General features: G+C 69.0%; 13 protein-coding genes. 3 read left to right on the forward strand and 10 right to left on the reverse strand.

Features of this window, described 5'->3' with window-relative positions; genetic code table 11:
* Positions 1–23: 23 nt before the first annotated feature.
* Positions 24–368: a 4a-hydroxytetrahydrobiopterin dehydratase gene (locus ACFE7F_RS10555; RefSeq protein WP_375403809.1), complete on the reverse strand. Its 345-nt coding sequence runs from the start codon at positions 366–368 to the stop codon at positions 24–26.
* Between ACFE7F_RS10555 and ACFE7F_RS10560 the strand changes: the two genes are divergently transcribed.
* The 3 genes from ACFE7F_RS10560 to ACFE7F_RS10570 are packed head-to-tail and all read left to right on the forward strand — an operon-like array spanning position 367 to position 1984.
* Positions 367–789 (forward strand): metallopeptidase family protein, encoded by a 423-nt coding sequence (locus tag ACFE7F_RS10560; RefSeq protein WP_375403810.1) that lies wholly within the window; start codon positions 367–369, stop codon positions 787–789. The two genes, ACFE7F_RS10555 and ACFE7F_RS10560, sit on opposite strands and share 2 nt — an antisense overlap.
* Positions 786–1343: a heme ABC exporter ATP-binding protein CcmA gene (ccmA, locus tag ACFE7F_RS10565; RefSeq protein WP_375403811.1), complete on the forward strand. Its 558-nt coding sequence runs from the start codon at positions 786–788 to the stop codon at positions 1341–1343. Before ACFE7F_RS10560 ends, ccmA begins: the two co-directional genes overlap by 4 nt.
* A complete protein-coding gene (locus tag ACFE7F_RS10570; RefSeq protein WP_375403812.1) occupies positions 1340–1984 on the forward strand; it encodes a heme exporter protein CcmB in 645 nt (214 codons plus the stop codon). The genes ccmA and ACFE7F_RS10570 overlap by 4 nt, the downstream gene beginning before the upstream one ends.
* A gap of 211 nt (positions 1985–2195) precedes the next feature.
* Here the strand turns inward: ACFE7F_RS10570 and ACFE7F_RS10575 are convergent, their stop codons facing one another.
* The 9 genes from ACFE7F_RS10575 to ACFE7F_RS10615 all read right to left on the reverse strand — a co-directional run bounded on the left by ACFE7F_RS10575 (position 2196) and on the right by ACFE7F_RS10615 (position 8713).
* Complete coding sequence (locus ACFE7F_RS10575; RefSeq protein ID WP_375403813.1) at positions 2196–2570, reverse strand: hypothetical protein; 375 nt, start codon at positions 2568–2570, stop codon at positions 2196–2198.
* Positions 2571–2650: 80 nt separating this feature from the next.
* Positions 2651–3523: a class I SAM-dependent methyltransferase gene (locus ACFE7F_RS10580; protein ID WP_375403814.1), complete on the reverse strand. Its 873-nt coding sequence runs from the start codon at positions 3521–3523 to the stop codon at positions 2651–2653.
* A gap of 10 nt (positions 3524–3533) precedes the next feature.
* Complete coding sequence (gene thrC / locus ACFE7F_RS10585) at positions 3534–4928, reverse strand: threonine synthase (RefSeq protein ID WP_375403815.1); 1395 nt, start codon at positions 4926–4928, stop codon at positions 3534–3536.
* A 9-nt stretch (positions 4929–4937) separates the two neighbouring features.
* Positions 4938–5426, reverse strand: coding sequence for a DUF1203 domain-containing protein (locus ACFE7F_RS10590; RefSeq protein ID WP_375403816.1), 489 nt, complete (start codon positions 5424–5426; stop codon positions 4938–4940).
* Between the two features lie 34 nt (positions 5427–5460).
* Positions 5461–6105, reverse strand: a complete 645-nt coding sequence (locus ACFE7F_RS10595; protein WP_375403817.1) for an SURF1 family cytochrome oxidase biogenesis protein — start codon at positions 6103–6105, stop codon at positions 5461–5463.
* Positions 6106–6126: 21 nt separating this feature from the next.
* A complete protein-coding gene (locus tag ACFE7F_RS10600) occupies positions 6127–7038 on the reverse strand; it encodes a cytochrome c oxidase subunit 3 (protein ID WP_375403818.1) in 912 nt (303 codons plus the stop codon).
* Positions 7039–7071: 33 nt separating this feature from the next.
* Positions 7072–7605: a cytochrome c oxidase assembly protein gene (locus tag ACFE7F_RS10605; protein ID WP_375403819.1), complete on the reverse strand. Its 534-nt coding sequence runs from the start codon at positions 7603–7605 to the stop codon at positions 7072–7074.
* On the reverse strand, positions 7602–7799 hold the full coding sequence (locus tag ACFE7F_RS10610) for a hypothetical protein (RefSeq protein WP_375403820.1): 198 nt from the start codon (positions 7797–7799) through the stop codon (positions 7602–7604). The genes ACFE7F_RS10605 and ACFE7F_RS10610 overlap by 4 nt, the downstream gene beginning before the upstream one ends.
* On the reverse strand, positions 7796–8713 hold the full coding sequence (locus ACFE7F_RS10615) for a heme o synthase (protein ID WP_375403821.1): 918 nt from the start codon (positions 8711–8713) through the stop codon (positions 7796–7798). Before ACFE7F_RS10615 ends, ACFE7F_RS10610 begins: the two co-directional genes overlap by 4 nt.
* Between the last annotated feature and the right edge of the window lie 377 nt (positions 8714–9090).

The raw sequence follows: 9090 nt of genomic DNA on the forward strand, positions 1-9090 counted from the left end.
GATCGCGGATTCGAGCGGACGGCCTAGTCGCCCAGCACCGCGTCGATCGCGCCGGCGAGTTCGACGTCGCGGTGCGATAGGCCGCCCGCGTCGTGCGTGGTGAGCAGGATATCGACGCGGTTGTAGGCGTTGGACCATTCGGGATGGTGGTCAACCTTGTCGGCCAGGATCGCGATGCGCGCCATGAAGCCGAACGCCTCGGCGAAGTCGCCGAATAGGACGCGTCTGGTGATCGCGTCGCGCTCGTCCTGGTAATCCCAATTGGGCAGGGCATCCAGCGCCTCAGCGCGCTCCGCTTCGCTCAGCCGTTCCACCACCGGTCGCCTCCCTTGTCGCTGGCCCTTCGGGGCGGGTATGGCGGTGGGCATGGACGAGCAAGACCCAATCGGTTTCGCGCCGAGCGCGGCGGCTCTCGAGGCGATCGCGCGCGGGACGATCGCCAAGCTGCCCGCGCGGTTCGCCGAGCATCTGGGCGACGTGCTGCTGCTGATCGAGGAGGTCGCCGACGAGGAGACGCTGGCCGAACTCGGGATCGAGCATCCGCTGGACCTGACCGGGCTGTATCATGGGCAGCCGGTGGGCGAGAAGTCGACGACCGAGTCCGGCGCGGAACCCGACCGCATCCACCTGTACCGCCGCGCGATCCTGGAGGAGTGGATCGAGACCGAGGTGCGGCTCGACGAGCTGATCGCGCATGTCGTGATCCACGAGGTCGGGCATCATTTCGGGCTGTCGGACGACGACATGCAAACGCTGGAAGATCAGGTGGCGGAGGACGGCCCGGCTTGAGCGCCCGGCTCGGCTTCGACGCGGTGGCGTGCGCGCGGGGCGGGCGGGTGTTGTTCGAGGGTCGGACCTTCGCGCTCGGGTCCGGCGACGCGGCCGAGGTCACGGGGCCGAATGGGGCGGGCAAGTCGAGCCTGCTGCGGATCGCGGCGGGGCTGCTCCGGCCCGTGACGGGGCGAGTCGCGCGCGAGGGAGCGGTCGCGTTGCTGACGGAGGCGCATGCGCTCGACCCGGAGCGGCCGCTCGGCGCGGCGCTGGCGTTCTGGGCGGGGGTGGACGGGGTCGCGCCCGCGTTGGATGCGCTTGAGCTGGCGCATCTGGCGTCCGTGCCGGTCAGGCTGCTGTCGACGGGCCAGCGGCGGCGCGCGGCGCTCGCTCGGGTGGTTGCGGGCGAGTCTGACATCTGGCTGCTCGACGAGCCGGCGAACGGGTTGGACGTAGCCGGTGTGGCGCTGCTCGAGCGACTGATGACGGCGCACCGCGAGCGGGGCGGGATCGCGGTGGTGGCGAGCCATCAGCCGGTGGCGCTGCCGGACGCGCTAGCGGTTACCTTATGAGCCTGTTCGGGCGGCTAGTCGCTCGCGATCTGCGCCGCGCCTATGCAGGCGGCGGCGCGTTGTGGCCGGTGGCGTTCTTCCTGTTGACCGCTTGCCTGTTCCCGTTCGCGATCGGGCCGGATGCGGCGCTGCTGGCGCGGGTCGGGGGCGGCGTGGTGTGGGGGGCGGCGCTGCTGGCGGCGCTGCTACCCGTGGAGCGGCTGGTCGCGCCCGATCTGGAGGCGGGGGTGCTCGACCAATTCGCGGTGCGGGGCGCGCCGATGACGCTGGTTGTCGCGGCGAAGGTCATCGCGCATTGGCTGAGCTTCGGGCCGCCCCTGATGGCGGCGGCCGTGATCGCGGCGGGGTTGCTCGACCTGTCGGGAGCGACCTTGCTGCGGGTCGAGCTGGGTCTGCTGATCGGGACTCCGGGTCTGGCGGCGCTGGCGGTGACGACGGGCGCGCTGGTGGCGGGACTACGCGGAGGCGGAGCGGTCGCGGGGCTGGTGATGCTGCCGCTCGCGGTGCCGCTGCTGATCTTCGGGGCGGGTGCGCTTACGCAAGGCGCGGGGGCGTTCAAGCTGCTGGCCGCGGTGAGCCTGCTGCTGCTGGCGGGCGCGCCGTTCGTGGCGGCGGCGGCGATCAGGGCCGGGATGGACTGAGCCGCGCGGAAGTTGGCGAAGGTGCCGCGCATCGCGCACTCGTCGATGGCGCGGAAAGTCACGAAAGTCATACCTCTACGCGTACGGGCGCGCATCCACGCGGGTGCGCGGGGAAGTGAGATGATAGCGATGAGAAAGAGCGTGGGAGGGGCGTGACGAGCGTTTTCCAACATTGCAAGACGGGGGACCGCTTTGGGTGGTGAGCGGATAATCAGTTGAGGTGCCGAGTCCGCTCATTAAAAATCTCGAACGAGAGGCTGTTCAAGTCCAACGACACAGTGCTTTCCGGCCCCCAAGCAAACCCTTCCAATAGGTGTAGCCTGCCGTCTTCCATAAACAGGACGAAGCCTAGCCCATGCTCCAGCCCCTCGACGCGAGCGTGTGTCGCGTAGCCGAGTACCCTGGGGCATTCCACTTGCGGAGTGTCTTTCGGAAGGACTATGCTGGTGAAGAAACCACCTCCGGTGTTCTTCCGCTTCGTCACGGTCGCGCAGCATAGTTGATGTCGAAGCTTTAACGACAGCGCAGGAGTTTCATCGAAGATCGCTTGAAGCGCCCACGTTTCCATTTCAGTGAAGTCGCCCATAGTCTCATCCGTAGCACGACGTTGGCCGCGTCTGAATATCCGCAATGGGTCGGAATCGGACGTTGCAGCCAGCACTCTCCTCACCCGCCCGACCACCGCGCCCAGATCGCCGTCGGCAGCACCAGCCCGCGCGCTTCCTCTCGCACCCCGAGTTCGCCGGCTTCTACCCGGCCGGGAAGGTCGGCGAGGGCTTGGGTGAGCATTTCGCCGATCGCGAGGGCGGATAGGCGGACGGCGTAGACGGTGAGGAACAGGAAGCGGGAGTCGGCGTCCAGCAGGCGGCGGCAGTCGGCGATGAGGGCGGGGAGGTGTTCTTCCAGGCGCCACACCTCGCCGTCGGGGCCGCGGCCGTATTTGGGGGGGTCGAGGAAGATGCCGTTGTAGCGGCGGGCGCGGCGGACTTCGCGGGCGGTGAATTTGGCGGCGTCCTCGACGATCCAGCGGATGGGGGCTTCGGACAGGCCGGATAGCCTGGCGTTGGTGCGGGCGGCATCGACGGATTTCTTGGAGGCGTCGACATGGACCATGCGCGCGCCGGCGGACGCGAGGGCGAGAGTGCCTACGCCGGTGTAGCCGAACAGGTTCAGGCATTCGGGACTCTCCGCGCGCCCCAGCCGTTCGCGCATCCACGTCCAGACGGGGGCCATGTCGGGGAAGAAGCCGAGATGGCGGAAGGGGGTGGTCTGGGCGGTGAAGCGCACCTGCTCCCAGGCGAGCGGCCAGCCGCTGCGGGGGACGGGCTGGTCGAACCTCCATTGCCCGCCGCCGTCCTCGTCGGAACCGGGGACGAACTCGCCGGTCGCGCGCCAGTCGGGGGAGGCGGGTGCCCAGAGCGCCTGCGGCTCCGGGCGGATGAAGCGGTGGGAGCCGTAGCGTTCGAGCTTGCGGCCGTCGCCTGAGTCCACCAGGCCGTAATCGGCCCAGGGCTCGCCGACCATCGTGTGCAGCTTCATCCGTCCACCCTTACGACCGGGGCGTCGCGCGCTCGGCGATGTAGGCGCTCACCGCGCCGAGCGTGGCGGGCAGAGTGGCGTAGCGCTCCTCGCGCTGGAACAGGTCGCCCAGGCGGCCGGGCAGGGTGGGGCGGACGCCCGTCGCGCGCTCGACGGCGTCGCGGAACTTGGCGGGGTGGGCGGTGGCGAGCGTGACCACGGGCATGTCGAGCCCGGCACGGCGGGCGGCGGCGAGCGCGATGCCGGTATGCGGATCGACCACCTCGCCGCCATGCTCGCTGGCCCACCGCATCGCCGACGCCATATCGTGCTGGTCGACGCGGTCGCTCGTGAAGAGCGCGGCCGCGCCCTCGCGTTGGCGGTTGGTCAGGCGAAGCGCGTGAGTGGCCTCGAAGCCGCGCATCTGGTCGGCGGACACCTGGCCGTCCGCGCCGCCGAGCTCGAACAGCAGGCGTTCGAAGTTGGAGGAGACCTGGATGTCCATCGACGGCGTGTGGGTCTGTGTGACCGTTCCACGCGAATAGTCACCGGTCGACAGCGCGCGGTGGAGGATGTCGTTGACGTTGGTGGCGACGATCAGCTTGGGTGTCGGCAGGCCCATCTTCGTGGCGACCCAGCCGGCGAACACGTTGCCGAAATTGCCCGTCGGCACCGCGAACGCGACCGGGCGATCGGGTGCGCCGAGGCGCACGGCGGCGTAGAAATAATAGACGACCTGCGCCATCAGCCGCGCCCAGTTGATCGAGTTCACGGCCGACAGCGCGAACCGGCCCGAGAAGGCGGGGTCGTTGAACATCGCTTTCACCAACGCTTGCGCGTCGTCGAAATCGCCCTCGATGGCGATATTGTGGATGTTGGGGGCGAGGACGGTCGTCATCTGCCGCCGCTGCACCTCAGACACGCGGCCCGCCGGGTGAAGCATGAACACGTCCACTCCCTCGCGCCCGGCGAGCGCGTCGATCGCGGCGGAACCGGTGTCGCCGCTGGTCGCGCCGATGACGGTGAGGTGATCCGAGCGGCCGGACAGGAAACGCTCGAACAGCAGCCCGACGAGCTGGAGTGCCACGTCCTTGAAGGCGAGGGTGGGGCCGTGGAAGAGTTCGAGCAGCCACTGGTCGTGACCGAGCTGAACGAGCGGCGCGACGGCCGCGTGCGCGAAGCGGGCATAGGCGCGGGCGCACAGGTCGCGCAGTTCGTCGGTCGTGAGCGCATCGCCGACGAAGGGCTTCATGACGGCGACGGCGGTGTCGACGTAGCTGAGGCCCGCGAGCCCGGCGATCTCGTCGCGGGACAGCGTCGGCCACGTCTCGGGCACGTACAGCCCGCCGTCCAGGGCGAGCCCGGCGAGCGTCACTTGCTGAAAGTCGAGGGCGGGGCTGTTTCCGCGCGTGCTGATGTAGCGCATCGGCCGCAGCTAGACTGACGCCGCAGCCTCGACAAGTCGGTCGGCGCGCGCGGCGTAGCATCCGGGGGCGGCGTAATGGATATGGGCGTACGCCACCGCCGGGTCGGCGAGCATGGCGGTAATCGCCGTTTCCAACCGGTCGCCGGGCGAAAGGTCGGCCGCGGTCATCATGTCGTGCGCATCGAACCCGCGCAGCGACAGGACGCGGTGGCAGAACAGCGCCGGGATCTCGCCCGGTGCCGGGTGAGCCTGCATCGCGGCCTCGCGGATATAAACCGCGTGGCCGGCGCGGAATGGCGTGTCGGCGGCCTGATGCTCGTGATGGACCAGGATCAGCCGCTCGCCGATCGCGGCATCCTCCAGGCTGACGCGGCAGGGATAGCCGGGCCGGCGGTCGGCGACGACATGGCGAGCGCCCCGGGCGATGAGCGCGTCGTCGCTGAGGGTGAACAGCGGGGCGAAGTGGGCGATGGGCAGCGCGGAGATCCGGAACGACATGGGCGACGGGTCCTTTCGTCGCTCCGATTACCGTTCAGCGGGCGGCGGCGCTTCCCGGAACTTGCGGTCGAAGCCGCTTTCGGACCGCGAGCAGGTAGATCACCGCAGCCGAGAGCGCGAAGAAGAACCATTGGAATGCGTAGGATAGGTGAGGGTTGGGCACTCCCGCCGGATCGGGCGCGGGGTTCGGCGACAGTGCGGGCGCGACCCCGGCGGGTACGGGCTCCGCGACGAGCATCAGCCGCTGGGGCGCGTTGTTGAACAACGAACCGATCGCCGACCGACCGTCGGGCGCGTTGGACAGGAAGCCCGATACCTCGCCGCCGCGCCAAGCGACGCGCGCGTTCGGGTCGCGCGTCACGCCGAGCTGGACCGTCATGTCCGGGGTAGTCGAACCGTTCGCGCCGCACCGGGCGATCCAGCGGAAACCGACCGAGCCGGCACCCTTCAGGTCGATGCCTGCCGGCCGGGCGCACCGACCCGTAGCCCGGCGGAACAACAGCGCCTGATCGGGGACGCGCGGGAACGCGATCGGCGGCTTGGACGGGTTGCCCGCGAGCTGGGCGATGTAGGCGAGCTTGGCCGGGCGGCGCTCGAGCAGCTGCCACAGGCCGAGGCCGATCATGGTCGCCACCGCGAGCGCGACGATGATCGTCGGGATGAGCGGGAGACGCTTCAAAGGACGATCCGGCCGTCCCGGTCAGCCGCCGTGGATCGGCGCGCCCCAGCCGCCCCAGACATAGACGGTCACGAACAGGAACAGCCACACGACGTCGACGAAGTGCCAGTACCAGGCCGCCGCCTCGAAGCCGAAATGCTGGCGCGGGGTGAAGTCGCCGCGGTAGGCGCGCGCCAGGCAGACGGCCAGGAAGATGGTGCCGATCGCGACGTGGAAGCCGTGGAACCCGGTCGACATGAAGAACGCCGCGCCGTAATTCAGGCCCTTGAACGGGAACGGCGCGTGCATGTACTCGTAGGCCTGGATCGCGCTGAACAGCACACCGAGCGCCACCGTCACCCACAAGCCCTTGAGCACGCTGTCGCGGTCGCCGACGCCGAGCAGACCCCAGGCACCGCGTTTCACGCCGCCGCGCTGGTCGTGGATGAGCGCATGGTGCGCCCAGGTGACCGTGGTGCCCGATGTGAGCAGGATCAGCGTGTTGAGGAGCGGGAGTTCGAAGGCGTTGATGACCTCCAGGCCCTTGGGCGGCCAGGTGGCGGCGAGCTGGGCCGCGCCTTCGGCGGCGCGTTCGACCTGGCCGTCGACATAGGAGAGCGCGGTCGGAAACAGCGCGAAGTCGAAGAACGCCCAGAACCAGCCGACGAAGAACATCACCTCCGACGCGATGAACAGGATCATCCCGTAACGGAAATGGAGCTGGACGACGGGGGTGTGGTCACCGTGGCGCGCCTCGCGCACGACGTCGGCCCACCAGGAATAGAAGGTGAAGAGCAGCGCCGCCAGGCCGATCAGGAAGACGTAGCCACCGCCGGTCGCCTCGTGCAGCCACATCAGCCCGCCGGACGCCATCACGAGCGTGGCCATCGAGCCGAAGAGCGGCCAGATGCTGGGGGGTAGGATGTGGTAGTCGTGGTTCTTGGCGCCGGCCATCGTCTTATCCGAGATTGAGGTGTCCGCCCGTCCCTAGCCCGCCGACTTGGCGGAATCCACAGGGTAAAAGGTGTAGGACAGGGTGATATCCTCGATGTCCCGCGCGTCGGGGTCGGCGAGCATCTTGGGATCGACATAGAAGATGACGGGCATGCGCACGCTCTCGCCGGCCTTGAGCGTCTGTTCGGTGAAGCAGAAGCATTCGATCTTGGTGAAATACTTGCCGGCTTGCGTGGGCGTGACGTTGAAGGTGGCGGTGCCGGTGACCGCTTGCGCGGCGCGGTTGGTCGCCTGGAAGAATACCATGTCGCGCGCGCCGACCGCGACCGTCTCGGAGCGCGATTCGGGGCGGAAGCTCCAGGGGAGGCGCGACGAGGTGTTCGCGTCGAAGCGGACCGTCACCTCGCGGCCGACCGCGCCCGGGGCCACCAGGCCACGCTGTGTCGTGCCGCCGAACCCCGTGACCTGGCAGAACATGCGGTAGAGCGGCACGCTGGCGAAGGCGAGGCCGGTCATGAAGCAGACGAACAGGACCGCGAGGACGGCGGTGCGCGTGATGCGGGTCATGGGACGGCGCTCCGCCGGGGCATTTGGGACGGCCCCTTGTCGGTGGCGGCGCGGGCGGCGTCGTCCATCCCTTGCGTGATCCGAGTGATGCTGACCGCGAAGACGAGCAGGACGAGCGCGCCGAGGAGGAGGGCGAGCACGAGCGAACGGCTGCGCTGGCGCTTCCTGATCAGATCTTCGTCGTCGGGCGTCATGCGAACCACCGGTCGGCGACGAGCGCGCCGAATAAGAGGAATAGGTACAGGATCGAATATTTGAACAGCCGCTTTTCGGGCGTCATCGCGTCGCCCCGGGCGGCGGTCGTGCGGGTGGCGACGGTCCAGGCCATCGCGGCGAACACGGCCGTCGTGATCGCGGCCACCGCGCCGTATAACCAGCCGGTCAGCCCGAGCATCCAGGGAAGCAGCGCGGTCGCCGCCATCGGGATCGTATACAGGCCGATCTGGCGGCGGGTGACGCGCTCGCCCGCAACGACAGGGAGCATGGGGACGCCCGCGGCCTTGTAGTCGGTCTCCATATACAGCGCGAGCGCCCAGAAATGCGGGGGCGTCCATAGGAAGACGAGCGCGAACAGGAGGACGGGGAGGAGCGCGACGTCGCCGGTCGCCGCCGCCCAGCCGATCAAGGGCGGGAAGGCCCCGGCCGCGCCGCCGATCACGATGTTCTGCGGGGTGCGCCGCTTGAGCCAGACGGTATAGACGAGGACGTAGAACAGGATGGAGACGGCGAGGATCGCGGCGGCGACCAGGTTAACCGCGAAAAGCATGAACAGGACGGAGAACGCGCCAAGGCCGACGCCGAAATGCAGCGCGGAGCCGCGCTCCATGCGGCCCGCGGGAAGCGGACGCTGGGCCGTGCGGCGCATCAGGCCGTCGAGATCGGCCTCGTACCATTGGTTGAGCGCGCCGGCCGCGCCCGCGCCGAGCGCGATGCACAGGATGGCGGTGAAGCCGATCACCGGGTCGACGCCGCCGGGGGCGGCGAGCATGCCGCAGAGCCCGGTGAACACGACCAACGTCATGACGCGCGGCTTGGTGAGCGCGAGGAAATCGCGCCAGTCGGCTACGGTCGGGAGAGTGGCGGCGGGGGGCATGATGCTGCGGAACATATAGGAGCGGCGGGGGGTCGCGGAAAGCGTGGGCAGCGGTGGAAGGCCACTAAAGTAACGCCGACGACGGTGGGCGGACGCGGGAGTAGATCCCGTGTCGCGTCGGTCGCGGCCGCTAGTCGCGCCAGCCGAACGGGCGCGTGCGGGCTCGGCTTCGCCTCACCCGTACCGGCGCGTAGCTTCCGCTACGCGCCTCGCGCTCGGTTTAGTGGCTCTTGCCGTCATCGATGACGGGCAAAGTCTCGAACTGGTGGTACGGCGGCGGCGAGGAAAGGGTCCATTCCAGCGTCGTCGCACCCTCGCCCCAGGGATTGTCGGGCGACTTCTTGCCCGCCAGCATCGAGTAGATCAGGTTGACGAAGAACACCGCCATGCCG

The sequence above is a fragment of the uncultured Sphingomonas sp. genome (assembly GCF_964235535.1).
In the GTDB taxonomy this organism is placed as follows: Bacteria; Pseudomonadota; Alphaproteobacteria; order Sphingomonadales; family Sphingomonadaceae; genus Sphingomonas.

Bases quoted from the DNA above. Each gene is read 5' to 3' on its own strand.
- ACFE7F_RS10560 (WP_375403810.1), top strand. From the start codon at position 367: ATGGACGAGCAAGACCCAATCGGTTTCGCGCCGAGCGCGGCGGCTCTC.
- ACFE7F_RS10555 (WP_375403809.1), bottom strand. From the start codon at position 368: ATGCCCACCGCCATACCCGCCCCGAAGGGCCAGCGACAAGGGAGGCGA.
- ACFE7F_RS10570 (WP_375403812.1), top strand. From the start codon at position 1,340: ATGAGCCTGTTCGGGCGGCTAGTCGCTCGCGATCTGCGCCGCGCCTAT.
- ACFE7F_RS10575 (WP_375403813.1), bottom strand. From the start codon at position 2,570: ATGGGCGACTTCACTGAAATGGAAACGTGGGCGCTTCAAGCGATCTTC.
- ACFE7F_RS10580 (WP_375403814.1), bottom strand. From the start codon at position 3,523: ATGAAGCTGCACACGATGGTCGGCGAGCCCTGGGCCGATTACGGCCTG.
- thrC (WP_375403815.1), bottom strand. From the start codon at position 4,928: ATGCGCTACATCAGCACGCGCGGAAACAGCCCCGCCCTCGACTTTCAG.
- ACFE7F_RS10590 (WP_375403816.1), bottom strand. From the start codon at position 5,426: ATGTCGTTCCGGATCTCCGCGCTGCCCATCGCCCACTTCGCCCCGCTG.
- ACFE7F_RS10600 (WP_375403818.1), bottom strand. From the start codon at position 7,038: ATGGCCGGCGCCAAGAACCACGACTACCACATCCTACCCCCCAGCATC.
- ACFE7F_RS10605 (WP_375403819.1), bottom strand. From the start codon at position 7,605: ATGACCCGCATCACGCGCACCGCCGTCCTCGCGGTCCTGTTCGTCTGC.
- ACFE7F_RS10610 (WP_375403820.1), bottom strand. From the start codon at position 7,799: ATGACGCCCGACGACGAAGATCTGATCAGGAAGCGCCAGCGCAGCCGT.
- ACFE7F_RS10615 (WP_375403821.1), bottom strand. From the start codon at position 8,713: ATGTTCCGCAGCATCATGCCCCCCGCCGCCACTCTCCCGACCGTAGCC.